Genomic DNA, 16,551 nt, shown 5'->3' on the forward strand with positions numbered 1-16,551 from the left:
TTAACTTATAAAAGAGCGTTTCCCTCAAGTGGGGGAACGCTCTTTTTTGGCATGATGTGACTAATCGTCACTCTATATGGCATCCACAATGCAATGGAATTCTTGAATTGCCGCTTCAGGTAGAGCGGATTCCTTCAAATGCGCTTTCTACTAAATGCCGCACATAGGAGTCGTCGATCGGTTCGCCTGTCACAAGCAAACGATAGAAAATCGGACCGTAAATGAGATCAATGCAGATGCCTATGTCGAGATGAGGTCTCAATTCCCCGCGTTGAACCCCTTTCTCCAAAAGACCTCTTGCCTCAAGCCGGCGGGGACTGAAAAAACGAGCCCGATAGGCCTCGGCCAATCCCGAGTCAAACTGCCCTTCGCCCAATAACTCCGTAATGATGGTCCCCTCGCGGCTTATCAAAAACCCGGCTAAATTCGTGGCGTGAATTAGAATATCGTTCAATGCTTTACCAGTATCAGGCACGGGCAGTCTGGCCGTAGCGGCATGCAGGAAACCATCCATGACCACGGCAGCCTTGTTCGGCCACCATTTATAAATCGTAGCCTTGCTAACTTGGGCACGTTCGGCAATTTTATCAACGGTGACGGCTTGAAAGCCACTTTCCAGCAATAGCTTATAAGATGCGGAAAGGATCGACTTTTGTGCTTCCACATTACGCGGCCTGCCTCTTTTTCCATTCATCGTCATCATCCTCTTTCGTCCAATACATATCTTAACGTACAAAAATAAACTATACGTTCAGTATACCAATTACGGATAAAAAATAAAGTTGTGCTCGCCTATTTACAAAACTATACGTTCAGTATATTATTCACATATAAAATTAATAAACTATACGTCTAGTATTTAAATGTGGAGGAGGAACTCATGATGAGTGATTTAAAAAAACAAACCATCGAGAAAAATATCCCGGCATGGTTAACCATACTTCTGGCTGCCGCATGCGGCATCATTGTAGCTAATCTTTACTATGCGCAGCCCTTGGTTGGGGTCATTAGCTCCTCAATCGGGCTGTCCGCAAACAGTTCCGGCTTGATCGTGACGTTAACGCAGATGGGATACGTCGTCGGCTTGTTATTTATCGTACCGATGGGAGATATCGTTGAGAATCGAAGGCTGATTGTCGTTTCTTTGTTTCTCACAGCAGTTGCCCTTGCATTCACTGCATTATCGAAACAAGCTGTTCCATTCTTAGCCGCTTCGTTTGTCATCGGTTTAGGGTCGGTCGCTGCGCAGGTGCTCGTCCCTTTTGCGTCATACCTTGCATCCGAATCTTCCCGCGGTCGCGTTGTCGGCAATGTCATGAGCGGCTTATTGCTTGGAATCATGCTCTCGCGCCCCTTGTCGAGCCTGGTAGCCGACTTCTTTGATTGGCATGCCGTATTCGCTTTGTCTGCCACAGCTGTCTTTCTCTTGGCAATCGTACTGTCGAAGGTGTTGCCTGCAAGAAGGCCTTCTTCAGACACATCCTATACAGCTCTACTCGGTTCAATGTGGCACTTGCTGCGAACAACTCCGCTCTTACGTCGTCGGGCTGCATATCATGCATGTGTGTTTGCGACGTTCAGCTTATTTTGGACAACAGCTCCGTTACTATTATCCAGCCCGACCTTTCATTTCTCCCAGAAAGCCATTGCGTTGTTCGCGCTTGCCGGAGTCGCGGGTGCAATAGCTGCGCCTATGGCTGGACGATTGGCCGACCGCGGCTGGACTAAACCCGCTACGGGGATTGCACTCGCTACTGTCGTCATTTCGATGTTGCTGCCGCTTATGATCCGTACGGGTTCATCCATTGGAGTAGCCGTTCTCGTCGTTTCAGCCATATTGTTGGATGCCGGTGTATCCGCAAATCTTGTGCTTGGACAACGCGCGCTCTTCTCGCTGAGTCCCGAAATTCGAAGTCGTCTGAATGGGCTTTTTATGGCTATTTTCTTTTTTGGCGGTGCCATCGGATCCGCAATTGGGGGGTGGATATACGCCACGGGGGGCTGGAGTGCCGCGTTATGGATGGGAATAGCTTTCCCGGTCGTAGCTCTGCTTTATTTTGCCACAGAGATACAAAAAATCAGCACAAATGGATAATTATTGAAAGTAAAAGTGAAAAGGAGTCTACTAAGAAGATATAGCCCTAAAATAGACATAAAGACATCTCCAGCATCCATTTCTCTTTCATGAAGGCTGTGGTAAATTATGGAGTATCGCCCCTACATTAGAGAACGGATTAGGAGAGGAATACTTCTTGGCAAATGACTCACCAAGCAACCAAATGAAAAAGAGCCATATTATATTGTTAATAGGCTTATTATTAGTTATTCTATCCGGCCTGCGCATGTTGTGGGTGGAAGTGTTTCCTGATCAACGGCAGGTATCCATTACGAATGGGCATCTCGATCTGCGCGATTGGGATGCAGAAAACGGCGGCATTCTCTTACTTGACGGGGAATGGGGGTTTTATCCCTCACAATGGCTGCTGGATGGCAGCGGACAGGATGTACCGGGCGAGCTGGAGCACAGGCTGATTTCGGTTCCGGGGGGATGGAATGAAGCCTGGCATGGTGAAGAGACGACTCCATATGGATTCGCGTCCTATCGCCTGCGTATTTTGGTGGATCCGGAAAAGAACCTTAATTATAGTATTCGTGTACCCAGCGTACGCACTGCATCAGAATTATATGTAAACGGTCGATTGCTTACTAAATCCGGACAGGTGGCGACAACAAAGGATGAATATATTTCGAAGGACCTACCTTATTCTACAACCTTTACAGCAGACGAAAACGGTGTAATCGAACTCGTCATTCAGGCGGCAAATTATGTGGATAGTCGAAGCGGGGGTATTGTCCGATCCATTAAATTTGGTTCAGAAGAAGCCATTGCCAAAGAGATGAAAGCTTCCGTTTCTATGCAGTTTTTGGCAGCGATTATATTTATTATGCATGCTGTCTATGCACTTATTTTGTATTTACTAGGAAATAAGGAAAAGAAGCTGCTTTATTTCAGTTTGCTTGCATTATGTGTAACGATCACGAGTGTCTTTAGTACGGATGAGAAGTTGTTCCATCAATTATTTTACATTGGAATAAATTGGGATTTTAGGCTGGCTAATATTGCTTTCGTTATTGCAGCCTATGCTTTGCTCCAGTGTACGAATCATCGCGAGCTTCCATATTGGCGTAGGATGTACCCTGTCTATAAAGTAATGAATCTAGGGACTGCCGGCATCACTTTGTTCTTAGATCCATCTCAAGTGATTATGCTCTTTCCGGTTTATTATCTATTAGTTGGTATTGCTGCAGTTATCACGTTGATTACAATGTTTAAAAAAGTAATCAAAGGTTTAAAGAGCAATCTTTTACTGCTTTTCTCTTTTCTTGCGTTGATGAACCATTCTCTTTGGTCGTTAATCTTGCTGGATAGCGGTTTGAGTCTTGTCTACTATCCGTTCGATATGATTATTGCGATGGGTTGTTTAGCCTCTGAATGGTTTAAGGGCTACTTTATCATGCATGCGAACACCAAAGAGCTTGCTGCAACCTTGCAAAGAATGAATGACCATAAGGATCAATTTCTGGCAAACACATCGCATGAATTTAAAAATCCGGTGCATAGCATGCTTAACATGTCACAATCCGTTTTAAAAAGGGAACAGCATTTATTGCAGGAACGGAGCATCAAGGAGCTTGAAACGGTATTATCCGTAGGACGTCGGTTGACATTGATATTGAACGATTTGATTGATGTGATGAGTTTACGGGAAGGCAATCCGCGTCTACAGAAAAAAGTCATATTGATTCAGCCCATCGTGACCGGAGTGCTTGATATGCTGCAATTTAACGCAGAAGTGAAGTCTGTAGAAATTGTAAATCAAATTCCTGAAGATTTTCCTTCAGTAAATGCGGATGAAAATCGGGTTATTCAAATCGTTTTCAATTTACTTCATAATGCTGTGAAATATACGAACGAAGGGATAATTTCGATTCAAGCTTTTGCAAAGGACGGAAGAGCTTATATTGTTATTACTGATTCCGGGATCGGAATGGATGGGGACATGCTTAAGCGCCTATTCCGTCCGTACGAGCAAGCCAGCTCGAGTGAGACAATGATTGAAGGTGGCTTTGGGTTAGGTTTAAGTATAAGCAAGCAACTGGTTGAGCTTCATGGAGGTACGTTAGATGTGTCCTCTGTCTTAGGAGAAGGCTCAAAATTTACATTTTCGTTAAAGCTAGCAGGTTTGAAAGCGGGGGAAGAGGAGGAAGGAGAGGAAGATGTTTCTAACTTATTCGAACAGTTAGTAATACAATCTATGCCGATTCAGGAAAAGGTCTCGATAAATTCGGAAAAGGTGGATATCCCTCCGGCTACGAAACCAACAACTTTATTAGAAGTGAATCGTGACCGTCCGCTTATATTAATAGTTGATGATGATCCTATTAACCTTCAAGTGCTTGAAGCAATACTACCACCAGATGAATATAATGTAACGATGGTAACGAGCGGTAAAGAAGCGTTGGCTATACTGGATACAAAGGAATGGGATCTAGTCATCTCTGATATTATGATGCCGCAGATGTCTGGTTACGAGCTGACACGAATGATTCGTGAGCGGTTTACACTCACGGAGCTCCCTGTTTTGCTCCTTACCGCAAGAAGCCAACCGAAAGATATTCAAAGTGGATTTTTAGCGGGAGCAAACGATTATGTGACTAAGCCAGTGGAAGCAATAGAAATAAAATCGCGTATAGAGTCACTAATTACGATTAAACAATTCGTTCGGGAACAATTGCGATTAGAAGCTGCATGGCTTCAAGCGCAAATCCAGCCTCATTTTTTATTTAATGCATTAAATGCTGTAACAGCTTTAAGTGACATTAATTTGGATAAGATGCGTAATTTGCTTGATGAGTTCAGCAATTTTTTAAGGAATAAATTTAAATTTCAAAATATGGATGGACTTGTTCCAATCGAAGAGGAGCTAAGTCTAGTGCGCTCTTATCTATATATTGAGAAGGTTCGGTTTGAAGAAAGGCTGCAGGTTATTTGGGAGATAGATGACTGCGAGGAATTAAAAATCCCATTTCTTACGATCCAGCCTCTAGTTGAAAATGCGATAAGACATGGTGTTATGAGGCGCATTCGCGGAGGCAAGATTTTTATTCGGATTTCTGTCTATGAAACGCATGCAGAGATAACAGTTGAAGACGATGGGATCGGAATGGATGAGGCTCAATTGCAACGAATATTAGAAAGAAAAGCAGATGGTAAGTCAGGAGTCGGATTGATAAATACGGATCAGCGATTAAAACGGCACTTTGGAACAGGACTTCATATCAAAAGTACGTTAGGTACAGGGACAAGGGTAACTTTTCATGTACACTTCTAAACGAAATAAATTTAATTTTACTCTAAACGATTTAAGCCGAAGCATTCAAGCTGCGGCTTTTTTCGTTACCGAAGTTCCTGCATCGGTGAACCGTATCATAACAACGGCGAAAATAATGTTATGAGAAGGCCAGGAAAAAGTGTTAGCTCCGTTCGTTGTATTCTTGCAGCAACCATTAAATAACCTTCTGGTGTTCTGTATTAATTTCATTGTAAGAGGAGGGCTATGACGGTTCATTGACTTAAATCAAGAGAAATCTCGATATGAACGCCGCAGCGGACAGTCCGTCAGTAACAAATGAATACGATGAGTTGCTAAAGAAGTATTTGGAAAATTATTCTTGACGACGTGTAACCTTAAGGTTATATTATGAGTAGTTAAGGTTACATTAAAGGGGGAGAATATGTTGGTAGCAGGAATCTCAAAGCTTGAATCGAAACGCAGGAGGTTTTTGGTTGGACTCACCATTGGCTTTATTATCTGGCAAGTTCCGTATTTGGCTTCATATTTCACTTCCGGTAAGAACCATATATCGCTATCTGGAGGATGGAGTACCTGGGTTTCCGTCGCAGGAAGCATTATATGGGCGTATTCTTTGATCAGGATGCAGCTTGGATCATGGCTCCTACGCAAAAATCGGGAGATGGCTAAAGCTTTGAACGACGAATATATACAATTGATCTGGACTCGAAGCTTTGCGGCTGGATTTTGGGTGCTTATGGCGGCGATCGCCGTATTGTTCACCTTCAGCCTTTGGATAGATATTTCGACAGGTTTCGTTCTGCATGCCGCTTTGTTTACGGGGATTGTTTCTTCTTTGCTAGCCTATTTGAGTTTTGAAAAAGAATAATGCCAAGGGTGAAATACCATGAATGATGAAGTATTGGAAAATACAATGAAAATGAACCGGGCCAGGCTTCAATTGACCCAGGAGCAGCTCGCCGAACAGGTTGGCGTTACGCGAAAAACGATTAATACGATTGAAAACGGCAGGTTTATCCCCAGTACGATATTAGCGATTAAGTTAGCCAAGGTGTTTGGAATAACGGTGGAGGAGCTGTTTATTCTCCGCGAGGACTAGAGTTTTAGGGCCATTTGGTACAAAGGAGCCGTACTTGACCTTCGAGGTTCAAGTACGGCTCTTTTCCGATGCTTTGGGATGGGGATTTCCTCAGCAGCTTGCAAGACCTTCCGGATCTGGTTATGTTCAATCGGTTGATATATGAAGCCACGAGGCGTGAAATTTCATAGCTTTGTTCAAATTACAATTGTAATAGTTATTCAAATAGGTTATATTTACATTTGTAATAGTTTATCGCCAAATCCAAGTTGGGAAGGGAGGGAGAACGATGGAAAAAATGCCTAAGATTTCGGAATCTGAGTGGGAAATCATGAAGGTCATTTGGCAGGAAAACCCGCTGACAGCCGAGCAAATCGTGCAGCATTTGCCGGAGGGCATGGACTGGAGTGATCAGACGGTCAGAACCTTTATCAACCGGCTGATGAAGAAAAAAGCGCTGGGCTACCAAAAGTCAGGCAGAAGTTATCTATATTATCCGCTTATTTCGGAAAAAGAGTGCGTGCGCGCGGAAAGCCGTTCTTTTTTAAACCGAGTCTTCAATGGCGCAGCCGGATTGATGATGACCAATTTTTTGGAGGAGACCCAGCTGTCAGATCAGGAGATCGAGCGATTGCAGCAAATTTTGCTGGAGAAGCAGGGAAAAGATTCAAAAGACTCATCACGGCCTTAATAGCCGGTGAAATTTAACCAAATGAGGTAATAGGATGAATATAACTGAAAGCCTCTTCAGTTGGTTTGTTGCCTCGACGCTGATGGCAAGCGCAGCCGCAGCCGTGGTGCTGGTAGTTCAGCATCTGTTTCGCAGACGTATCCATGCGCGTTTGAGGCATGCGTTATGGCTGATTGTACTGTTGAGGCTCATGCTGCCGGTGCTGCCGCAAAGTCCGATAAGCTTGTTTAATGCAGTACCAACGTTGACAGACATAAAAAATGCCGTTTTTGGGCTTTCGTTTCAGCTGGACAAGCCTACTGCGAAATCCGAAAACAGCCTAAAAGAAAACACATATCAACCAAATTATACAACGAATGAAGTTGAAAAGAATACTGTTTTTCAGCCTCTTATGACCATGAAGGATACGGAAGAACATGCCGAAGCGGGCATAGAGAGAGAAAGCCATCCGGCTGTTCGCGTACTGGCTGTAGTTTGGCTGACGGGTGCGGCCGTCTTGCTCGGAAATAACCTGATCTACCGGCTGCGATTCCAAAGAAAGCAAAAACATCTCAGTCCCGTCGACAGTGTTGCAATATTGAAGGTTGCGGAACAATGCCGAATCTTATTTTCCATTAAACGCCCTGTGGCGATTTACGCGGATCCATCCGCTCAGAGTCCGTATATTACTGGAGTTTTCCGCCCAGCGGTTTATTTGCCGAAATCGCTTATTTCAGAAGCAGTCAATGAACAGCTGCTCAAGCATGTGATCGCGCATGAGCTGGCCCACTACACACGAAAGGATACGATCTGGAATATGGTCGGCAGTCTCGTGTTTGCCGTTCACTGGATGAATCCATTCGTGTGGTTCATGCTGCGGCAGATGAAAGCCGACCGGGAGCTGGCCTGTGATGCCTGTGTCCTGGAGGCGCTTGGGGAAGAGGAGGCTGTGCCTTACGGCATGACGATTATCGGATTTCTGAGACGGTATGCTGCGGGAAGAAGCCAGGCGCATCTTCTTTATTTCAAAGGTTCGAACGGACAAAAAGAGATGGTGAGGAGAATTAGAATGATACAATCTTTTAAAAAGGGTTCTTATAAATTTTCAATGATGGCGGTCATTCTCGTACTCTTGATCGGTACGGCAACGCTGACCAATGCGCGAGCATCTGAAGCGGGAGCTTCCGCTTGGGTTCATGCCGAAGACGGCAGGAATGAAATGCTGTTTCCGAATGAAGAATTTCGGGTATATGATAATCTTGAAAAAGGGGCGAAGGTGGCACCGTTTACATTTAAAGTTCCATCCTTGCTGCCAGAGGGATATGGCTTTAGTGATTTAGGCATTCGGCTTAATGATTCCCCCCCGAGTGTCAGTCTACGGTACGTTAAGGCTAAAATAAGCAAAAGTGGCGGCAACTTCAGCTTGAGCATCAAGCCTGGCGCTGATCTCCAGAAACAATATGAGCAGATTTTCGAAATCGAGCAAGATGGAACCGATCAGGAGGATAGCGGGAAAGTTATAGAGAAAGAATCCCTATCCTTAGCCGGCATAGATGAAGGCTATAAAATTACGATTCGCATGACCACCTGGAAGGGACAGCCGGAAAGATATTATTATATCTGGAAGGATCAAGGCATAAGCTATGAATTAAGCTCCTACATCTTGTCCAGCAATGAAATGGAGCAAATCATCGCTTCCATGAAATTTCCCGATGCGAAGGTGAACCAACTTCATGTAGATAATGATTATCATGGGAAAATCCTGACCTATTTGTATGACACCGAGGATATCCGGCGCGCTCAGGAACTGGTTGGTTTTAAAGCCGCTTTTCCGCGAAAGCTGCCCGGGGATTTTGCCGCCAGCGGTTCCTATGTTTCCCGTAAAGCGAATTTCAATCATGTGGAAAATGATGAGGATTCCATGCGCAAGCTGCTTCAGGTTTCTTATAGCCGAGGCGATCACAAGCAGAAAAATAAAGCTGATTCCGGTATCCGAAGCGTTGCGTTTAAGCAGATGTTAAACGGGGATATGTATCAGGAGATGAAAAAGAACGGCCAGGTTTCTTTTACGAGAATTGACGGCGAACGGAATAATGTCAAGCTCAAAGCCATAACCATTCAGGGGAAGGAAGTACTACGTACAGAGCCATACAAAGTGGATGGTAAGCTAAGCAGTTCCGATGAAATCAATCTGGTGAGCTATTTCTGGTTGGATGGCAAGGTTTGTTATCAAGCCGTTTTCAGCGGCCAAGGGCCGGAGGAACAGAAAATTGTTCAGTATTTAATGAAGCCGGACCGGTAACATAAATCGGTCAGATTGGTTGCAGTGTAAGGGGAGCGTCCTAACAGGTTATTGACCTAGCTAGGGCGCCCCTTTTTTTGTCATATCAACTTTTATTTATTCCCTTTGCGCACCTTTAACAGCTTGCCTTTTACTGTCGTGTTTTTCATCTTTTCAAGCACAAGCGGTCCTTTGCCGTTCAAAATTTCAACATCTGTCACAAAATCGAGGATCGTAATAATCCCAATATCGTCTGCGGTTACCCCGTCAAGCTTAGCGATTGTCCCGACAAAGTCCACGGCTCTAAGTTTTTTCTTCTTGCCGCCATTGAAGTTAAGCTTCATGATTTGCTTGTTTAATTGCTCGCGCTTATCTTTTTTCAGTTCAGGCTTAATATTTTGTTTCTGTTCAAAATCTTTTCTATGGCGGTCAACTTCCTCTTCGGAGGGAGCTTTTACTTTCGGAATCGCGAATCCAATATACGCCTCAATTTCGGCTAATCGCTTGAAATCCTTCGGCGTGACGAGGGTAATCGCTTTACCCGTCTTGCCTGCACGACCTGTACGTCCCGTGCGATGAACATAGCTTTCTTTCTCAAGTGGAATATCGTAATTAATAACATGGGTAATATTCGAGATATCGATACCCCTAGCGGCTACATCTGTTGCAATCAAGTAACGGAATTGTCCCCTTCTGAACGCATGCATGACCTCGAATCGCTCTTCCTGCTCCATCCCACCATGAATACGATCACATGAGTAACCGAGATCAGCCATTTCTCTGAATAGTTTATCCACATGCTCTTGCGTACGGCAGAAAACAATGCAGCTGTCAGGACTTTCAACAATGAGTAGATCTTCAAGCAGTGCCAGCTTATCTGCCTCCATCACCTGAATAAGAGCGTGTTCAATCGTGGCCGTTGTTATACCGCTCGCTTGGATCTCAATTTGGGCAGGATTGTCCATATATTTGCGTGACAGCTTGGCCACATCCTCAGGAAACGTAGCGGAGAATAACATGGTAACCCTGTCACGAGGCAGCGCTTGAATGATCGACTGAACTTGCTCAATAAAGCCCATATTCAGCATCTCATCAGCTTCATCGATAACGAGATAGGCAATCCGCTCTAGCGATAGCGTGCCGCGTTCAATATGGTCCAGCACACGTCCAGGCGTACCTACTGCGATATGCGTTCTTTGTTTTAACTCGGCCTTTTGGATATGAAAAGGATGTTTCCCAAAAAGAGGTGTCGCCTTGATCCGCTTAAAGCGTCCAATATTCGTTATGTCTTCGTTGACCTGTAACGCGAGTTCACGGGTTGGCGTTAGAATTAATGCTTGCGGCTTATTTTCATTCCAATCCACTAGCTCGCAGAGCGGGATGCCATAAGCAGCTGTTTTGCCGCTGCCTGTTTGCGATTTGACAACAAGATCCTTCTTCTCAAGCGCAACAGGAATGACCTCTGTCTGAACCTGTGTCGGTGTCTCATAACCCAAACTATTGAGCGCTCTCCCAATCTCTTCACTTAATTGGTAATCTGTAAAATGCTTCTCACTCATCTTTAACCTCTTCTACGCTATATTCGAATACCTATATATACAGTTCCACCGTACATCTATTGTATACTCATCCATTATACTCTGAAGCCAATGATATTTATCGGTACATTCATGAACGAAAAGGACATACAGTTGGATGCCCTGAAATTTCTCCTTTCGTGTGCTACGGTGAACCGTATCATAAGTGATATAAATTTACTTTGATGCAGATGTTGAGCAATTCCGTTAACAGATGGATATTATGGTGTGTCTGAAACTCCTATGAAAAAATTTTGATCATAAGCGCTTCGTAAAATCATTGACAGAAGAAAATCAGAGCACTAATATAACTTACGTAAACGTTTAACAAGTGTGGTCAATACCCTTCTTATATTAGCTTTTTATAGTTAGTAAACGTTTACTATGGAGAGGTGGTTTTATGGCGGCTACTATTAAGGACATTGCACGGGTTGCGGGTGTTTCCATAGCGACTGTTTCAAGGGTGATTAACAATCTTGGCGGATACAATGAGGAAACCGAGAAAAAAGTTCTGGCCGTTGCCAAAGCATTAGAATATAGAAAAAATGAAAATGCTAGAAGTTTGGTGCAGAAGTCGACTAAGACAATCGGTGTAATTATGCCAGAGGTCACTACAGCATTTTATGGTGACATTATAAAAGGGATAGAGGATGTTTCTTACGAGCATGGGTACAGTGTTATATTAACTCATGCCGGTATGAGTGGTGCCCGAATCCATGAGAGTATGAATCTGATGGGCGAACGAAGAGTAGATGGGCTCATTATTGTTTCTGTTGAACTCCACGAGGCAGAGATCGAATCTTTGTCATCTCTGGGTATACTCTTTATCTTGCTCTCTACCAAAACCAATCGAGAAGATACGCCTTATATTAAAGTTGATGATTTTAGTGCGGCGTATACAGCAGTCAATTATCTTATTGAGAATAACCATCGAATCATAGGTATGGCAGGGGCTAATCCTGATGATTCTATAGCGGGTTCCCCAAGAATTAATGGCTATATTCAAGCACTGCAAGATCATAGCATAAAGGTAGACTTAAATCTTATTAAGGCAGGGGATTTTAGCTTTGAATCAGGAAAAAAAGCCATGCAGGAGTTTATTGAACATCATGCAGAGGTTACGGCTGTGTTCTGCGCAAGTGATGAGGCTGCATTAGGTATCATTTCGACTTGTTTTGAAAATGACCTTCAAGTACCAAAGGATATTTCAGTCGTTGGCTATGATAATTCCAAGGTTTCACATATGTCGATTCCTCCCCTTACAACAGTAGCACAGCCTTTATACGAAATGGGGAGAGAAGGCTGCTTGAGCTTGATTGCCTCTATCCAAAATAAAATCAAGATTGAGTCCAAAGTTATTCCACATGAATTAGTTATACGCAAGTCAGTAAAAAAATTATCTTAAAGCGAGATAATTTTTTGTGCATTACGTAAACGTTTACGTTGCATTTATACCCTTCAAAATTTAGCTAGAAGTGGAGTGAAAGTATTATGGAAGCAATGAAAGAAAAGAGAGAAGCTATAACCAGAGAAAAAGATGTAAAGTGGTGGCAGACGGCTGTAGTCTATCAAATCTACCCGCGAAGCTTTCAGGATAGTGATGGAGATGGGATCGGTGATTTGAGAGGAATCATAAACCGGATTGACTACTTGAAATTGTTAGGGATTACTGCTATTTGGTTATCACCCGTCTATAAATCTCCTAATGATGACAATGGTTATGATATTAGTGATTACCAAGACATTATGGATGAATTCGGTACGATGGATGATATGGAAGAATTGATTGCTAAGGCGAATGAGGGCGGCATCAAAATCATTATGGACCTAGTCGTTAATCATACATCAGATGAGCACAAATGGTTTATTGAAGCTAAAAAAAGTCGGGATAATGAATATCGAGATTACTATGTTTGGCGTGATCCAGTAAATGGGGACGTTCCTAATGGTCTAGGTTCTATATTTAGTGGTTCTGCTTGGGAATTGGATGAAGCAAGCGGCCAGTATTACTTGCATTTATTCAGCAGACGCCAACCAGATTTGAATTGGGAGAACGAAAAAGTTCGCCAAGAGGTCTACGATATGATGAATTTTTGGTTAGATAAAGGTGTAGGCGGCTTCCGTATGGACGTTATCGATTTGATCGGTAAAATTCCGGATAAAGAAATTACGGGTAACGGACCAAATCTGCATGAATATCTGCAAGAAATGAACCAAAAAACGTTCGGTTCTCATGATGTCCTTACTGTAGGCGAAACTTGGGGAGCAACACCAGAAATTGCGAAACTATATTCTGATCCAGCACGAAATGAGCTATCTATGGTGTTCCAATTTGAGCATGTAAGTTTAGACCAGCAAGAAGGCAAAGATAAATGGGATCTAAAACCTTTGAATATTGCGGAATTAAAAAAGGTTTTAGTGAAGTGGCAAACATCGTTGGGTGATCAAGGGTGGAATAGTTTATTTTGGAACAACCATGACTTGCCGCGAATTGTTTCAAGATGGGGTAATGATAAACAATTTCATGATCAAAGTGCGAAAATGTTTGCCGTTCTCTTACACATGATGAAAGGTACACCTTACATCTATCAAGGTGAAGAAATTGGAATGACCAATTATCCGGTTTCGAGTATTGATGAAGTAGAAGATATTGAATCTGTGAATATGTATCATGCTCGCTTGGCTAATGGGTATGCTGTAAGTGATATCATTGAGTCTATTAACGCAAAAGGAAGAGATAACGCTCGTACACCGATGCAATGGGATGGCAGTGACAACGCAGGCTTTACTACCGGTACGCCTTGGTTACACGTTAATCAGAACCACACAACCATTAATGTAAAACAAAATATTGAAAATCCAGATTCTATTTTCTATACGTATCAACGTTTAATCCAGCTGCGTAAAGACAACCCGATTATAGTATGGGGCGAATTTGAACTGATAGAAAGTACTCCTGACGATGTGTTTGCTTACTATCGCTTATATGAAGGAGAAAAATGGCTCGTTGCTGCGAATATTTCTGAGAAGAAAAATGATTTTTCTGTAGATGAGGAAGTCTTCGAAATCATTATGAGTAACTACAATCGTACAGAAATCGATGTCAAACATCTAATGTTAAGACCGTATGAAGTATTTGCGTTAAAGGTATAAATGTTAAGGCTCACACGCTTTTTGTGTGAGCTTTTTTCATAAGTAGATCTTCATCCTCCTACATAATTCCTTTAGGATTTGTTCTGTTTTTTCTATTAACCGATCCAGTTCTTTTTCCTTCACGATCTCTAAGCTTTGCCCATCTTCATGAATGATATAATTCAACTTGCCAACAAACACCACGATTTCAAGCCCGGGATTATAGTCCGTGTGCAATAGATGTAAAAGATCAACCAGTACCAGATCGGAGTTGGGCAGTGTCTTGTTCTCATAAATATATAGAGTTCGGATCATGGCAATGAGCGCCGAATGACAAAGGAAGAGTGAGGTTTTGAACTGATTATGATTTCTCATGATATGGGCCAACTTCATATGATATAGAGCGAGTTGATAATAATCATTTGTTCTATGAAGTATTCTATCCTCCATGGCTGTTGCCTCCTAATGGAAAAAGGAATGTTACACATATTATAATACTTATAAATATTAAATTAAATAATAATATTTATTGTTTGGTGTTTACCTTTATGAAACTTGTCTACACTTTGGACATGGAGAGGTGAATGCCGTGAAGGATAAGGAAGTATTGAAGCTCGTAGGAACCCGAATTCGTGCTCTGCGCAGGGAAAGAGGATTGTCTCAGGAGGCTCTTGGTGAGAAGGGTGGATTTCATTTTTCATACATCGGGCAGATTGAACGTGGGGAGAAGAATGTATCCTTAATAAATTTGCAGAAGATTGCTGGGGCTCTAGAGGTCAATTTGATGCAGTTATTTGCCTATGTGAATGAGGATTTTATGGTGACCTCTACGGAGAGCGATATTCAAGATATCGTCAGCTTACTTCGCGAAGCCAATGATGAGAAGCTGCGGCTGGCTAAAAATGTGCTGAGAGAAATCTTAAAGGGCAACGCTTCTACATAGATTATGATCCGACGATTTGACTATTTTATAGCTCCATACTCCATTTGAATCAGATTCATATTAAAAGGCCAAAGCATGGCCGCTACCCGATCATTCAGAGGCGTGTACCCGATTTCAGGGGATGACTGCCTCTTTTTTGCGTTTGTTTGAGTGCTTGAAATTGTTAATTCATAAGGAAAATTTGCATCGTAAGTATTAAAGAGTATATAGTGTTCGAATTTGAAGGTAGAGATCACTGTGTTAAAGTTGCGGACCTGCTGCCCATATGACACTGTCATACCAAGTGGCTGACGGCTGTGAATATCGTCTGTTTCTGTTCAGGGATAAGATAAAAGTACGAATGAACGGAGGGGATAATGATCGTTATGAAAGGGACCGGCAGCAGGTTACGCTTGTTGGACATTTTGAGGGGCTTTGCGGTATTGGGAACGCTGGGCACGAATATATGGATTTTTGCTCATATGGGTGACTTGAATTATATTTTCACCTTTATTGACAATGAATGGTGGACCTCCATTCAAGACTTCGTAAGAGTGTTCGTCCTGTTTCTGGTCAATGGCAAGCTTCTCGGCTTGTTGACCATTATGTTCGGGGTCGGACTGGAGATGAAGTATCAGCAGGCATTAAAAAGAGGAAACGCATGGCCCGGCATGTATATGTGGACATCTGTTATCCTTTTGACAGAGGGATTCATTCATTTCACACTAGTCATGGAATATGACATTCTCATGAGCTACGGCATCACGGCTATTATTACTGCTTTCATTATAAAAGGCGGAGACCGCGCCATTCGCAGAACGATGAAGATCATCGGTGGATTGCATGGGGCGGTTATGCTGCTCATTTTAATCTTCTTTACCTATCTTGCCGTAACAGGTGGCAATATTTCTTTAGGCGATATGAAGGAGACTGTATTGTTATATACGGAGGGTAATTGGTTTCAGCAGGTAGCGTACAGGTTGGGGAATTTTATGATACTGCGCACTGAGGTTCTATTTGTAATCCCGATGAACATTTTTCTGTTCCTGCTGGGCATACGTATAATGAGGTCGGGGGTCTTTGCTCCTGATGAGAATGGCAAGAAAAAACGGAAGAAGCTTTTTCACATTGGATTTTGCGTAGGCCTTCCGCTTAATTTACTTATTTTCATACCCGGTGGATATTTTGATTTGCCTGTGCGCTATTTATTTGCACCAATCCTTGCTATCGGATATATCGGGTTGATCGCCAAGCTGGTAGAAGCCAATGAGAAGTTATGGCTGTGGAGCAAGCTTGAACAAGTAGGCAAAATGTCGCTCAGCTGTTATGTGATGCAAAATGTCATTTCTGCAGTCATTTTTTATGGATGGGGCTTCAGATTGGGCGGCAGAGTGGATTCGGTCACCATCGTATTGATCTGGCTCGTGATATGCTATTTCCAAATCATTTTTGCTTCCATATGGCTGAAGCAATTCAAGTATGGTCCAATGGAAGCAGCGTGAAGATTCACCTCAAG

The 16,551-nt window shown here is 42.9% G+C and carries 14 protein-coding genes; 10 read left to right on the forward strand and 4 right to left on the reverse strand.

The features are described 5' to 3' along the window. Positions 1 to 115 precede the first annotated feature (115 nt). On the reverse strand, positions 116 to 703 hold the full coding sequence (locus B9N86_RS29720; RefSeq protein ID WP_208916957.1) for a TetR/AcrR family transcriptional regulator: 588 nt from the start codon (positions 701 to 703) through the stop codon (positions 116 to 118). Positions 704 to 883: 180 nt separating this feature from the next. On the opposite strand from B9N86_RS29720, the gene B9N86_RS29725 reads away from it, so the two are divergent. The 6 genes from B9N86_RS29725 (at position 884) to B9N86_RS29750 (ending at position 9,425) form a co-directional block, all read left to right on the forward strand. Further along, a complete protein-coding gene (locus tag B9N86_RS29725; protein WP_208920966.1) occupies positions 884 to 2,095 on the forward strand; it encodes an MFS transporter in 1,212 nt (403 codons plus the stop codon). 184 nt (positions 2,096 to 2,279) lie between these two features. After that, a complete protein-coding gene (locus tag B9N86_RS29730; RefSeq protein ID WP_425298631.1) occupies positions 2,280 to 5,393 on the forward strand; it encodes an ATP-binding protein in 3,114 nt (1,037 codons plus the stop codon). A 403-nt stretch (positions 5,394 to 5,796) separates the two neighbouring features. Then, positions 5,797 to 6,243, forward strand: coding sequence for a hypothetical protein (locus B9N86_RS29735; RefSeq protein WP_208916961.1), 447 nt, complete (start codon positions 5,797 to 5,799; stop codon positions 6,241 to 6,243). 18 nt (positions 6,244 to 6,261) lie between these two features. Continuing rightward, a complete protein-coding gene (locus B9N86_RS29740) occupies positions 6,262 to 6,474 on the forward strand; it encodes a helix-turn-helix transcriptional regulator (protein WP_208916964.1) in 213 nt (70 codons plus the stop codon). Between the two features lie 268 nt (positions 6,475 to 6,742). Further along, positions 6,743 to 7,144, forward strand: coding sequence for a BlaI/MecI/CopY family transcriptional regulator (locus B9N86_RS29745; protein ID WP_208916966.1), 402 nt, complete (start codon positions 6,743 to 6,745; stop codon positions 7,142 to 7,144). A 34-nt stretch (positions 7,145 to 7,178) separates the two neighbouring features. Further along, positions 7,179 to 9,425, forward strand: coding sequence for a M56 family metallopeptidase (locus tag B9N86_RS29750; RefSeq protein WP_208916968.1), 2,247 nt, complete (start codon positions 7,179 to 7,181; stop codon positions 9,423 to 9,425). A gap of 92 nt (positions 9,426 to 9,517) precedes the next feature. Here B9N86_RS29750 and B9N86_RS29755 read toward each other — a convergent pair whose 3' ends face one another. Beyond that, on the reverse strand, positions 9,518 to 10,963 hold the full coding sequence (locus B9N86_RS29755; protein ID WP_208916970.1) for a DEAD/DEAH box helicase: 1,446 nt from the start codon (positions 10,961 to 10,963) through the stop codon (positions 9,518 to 9,520). Positions 10,964 to 11,381: 418 nt separating this feature from the next. Between B9N86_RS29755 and B9N86_RS29760 the strand changes: the two genes are divergently transcribed. Beyond that, positions 11,382 to 12,386 (forward strand): LacI family DNA-binding transcriptional regulator, encoded by a 1,005-nt coding sequence (locus B9N86_RS29760; RefSeq protein WP_208916972.1) that lies wholly within the window; start codon positions 11,382 to 11,384, stop codon positions 12,384 to 12,386. Positions 12,387 to 12,481: 95 nt separating this feature from the next. Then, positions 12,482 to 14,134 (forward strand): glycoside hydrolase family 13 protein, encoded by a 1,653-nt coding sequence (locus B9N86_RS29765; RefSeq protein ID WP_208920969.1) that lies wholly within the window; start codon positions 12,482 to 12,484, stop codon positions 14,132 to 14,134. Positions 14,135 to 14,170: 36 nt separating this feature from the next. Here B9N86_RS29765 and B9N86_RS29770 read toward each other — a convergent pair whose 3' ends face one another. After that, entirely contained in the window at positions 14,171 to 14,563 is a 393-nt protein-coding gene (locus B9N86_RS29770) for a HEPN domain-containing protein (RefSeq protein WP_208916975.1), read from the reverse strand. 139 nt (positions 14,564 to 14,702) lie between these two features. On the opposite strand from B9N86_RS29770, the gene B9N86_RS29775 reads away from it, so the two are divergent. Next, positions 14,703 to 15,056, forward strand: coding sequence for a helix-turn-helix domain-containing protein (locus tag B9N86_RS29775; protein WP_208916977.1), 354 nt, complete (start codon positions 14,703 to 14,705; stop codon positions 15,054 to 15,056). A 20-nt stretch (positions 15,057 to 15,076) separates the two neighbouring features. Here the strand turns inward: B9N86_RS29775 and B9N86_RS30065 are convergent, their stop codons facing one another. Beyond that, positions 15,077 to 15,334, reverse strand: a complete 258-nt coding sequence (locus tag B9N86_RS30065) for a hypothetical protein (RefSeq protein ID WP_210190625.1) — start codon at positions 15,332 to 15,334, stop codon at positions 15,077 to 15,079. An 87-nt stretch (positions 15,335 to 15,421) separates the two neighbouring features. On the opposite strand from B9N86_RS30065, the gene B9N86_RS29780 reads away from it, so the two are divergent. Further along, complete coding sequence (locus tag B9N86_RS29780) at positions 15,422 to 16,537, forward strand: DUF418 domain-containing protein (protein ID WP_208920971.1); 1,116 nt, start codon at positions 15,422 to 15,424, stop codon at positions 16,535 to 16,537. Positions 16,538 to 16,551: the final 14 nt, after the last annotated feature.

The organism is Paenibacillus uliginis N3/975 (genome assembly GCF_900177425.1).
GTDB lineage: Bacteria > Bacillota > Bacilli > Paenibacillales > Paenibacillaceae > Paenibacillus_AQ > Paenibacillus_AQ uliginis.

Excerpts from the sequence above, each read along its gene's own strand:
- B9N86_RS29720 (WP_208916957.1), bottom strand. The coding sequence starts at position 703 with ATGATGACGATGAATGGAAAAAGAGGCAGGCCGCGTAATGTGGAAGCA.
- B9N86_RS29725 (WP_208920966.1), top strand. The coding sequence starts at position 884 with ATGAGTGATTTAAAAAAACAAACCATCGAGAAAAATATCCCGGCATGG.
- B9N86_RS29730 (WP_425298631.1), top strand. The coding sequence starts at position 2,280 with ATGAAAAAGAGCCATATTATATTGTTAATAGGCTTATTATTAGTTATT.
- B9N86_RS29735 (WP_208916961.1), top strand. The coding sequence starts at position 5,797 with ATGTTGGTAGCAGGAATCTCAAAGCTTGAATCGAAACGCAGGAGGTTT.
- B9N86_RS29740 (WP_208916964.1), top strand. The coding sequence starts at position 6,262 with ATGAATGATGAAGTATTGGAAAATACAATGAAAATGAACCGGGCCAGG.
- B9N86_RS29745 (WP_208916966.1), top strand. The coding sequence starts at position 6,743 with ATGGAAAAAATGCCTAAGATTTCGGAATCTGAGTGGGAAATCATGAAG.
- B9N86_RS29750 (WP_208916968.1), top strand. The coding sequence starts at position 7,179 with ATGAATATAACTGAAAGCCTCTTCAGTTGGTTTGTTGCCTCGACGCTG.
- B9N86_RS29755 (WP_208916970.1), bottom strand. The coding sequence starts at position 10,963 with ATGAGTGAGAAGCATTTTACAGATTACCAATTAAGTGAAGAGATTGGG.
- B9N86_RS29760 (WP_208916972.1), top strand. The coding sequence starts at position 11,382 with ATGGCGGCTACTATTAAGGACATTGCACGGGTTGCGGGTGTTTCCATA.
- B9N86_RS29765 (WP_208920969.1), top strand. The coding sequence starts at position 12,482 with ATGAAAGAAAAGAGAGAAGCTATAACCAGAGAAAAAGATGTAAAGTGG.
- B9N86_RS29770 (WP_208916975.1), bottom strand. The coding sequence starts at position 14,563 with ATGGAGGATAGAATACTTCATAGAACAAATGATTATTATCAACTCGCT.
- B9N86_RS30065 (WP_210190625.1), bottom strand. The coding sequence starts at position 15,334 with ATGACAGTGTCATATGGGCAGCAGGTCCGCAACTTTAACACAGTGATC.
- B9N86_RS29780 (WP_208920971.1), top strand. The coding sequence starts at position 15,422 with ATGAAAGGGACCGGCAGCAGGTTACGCTTGTTGGACATTTTGAGGGGC.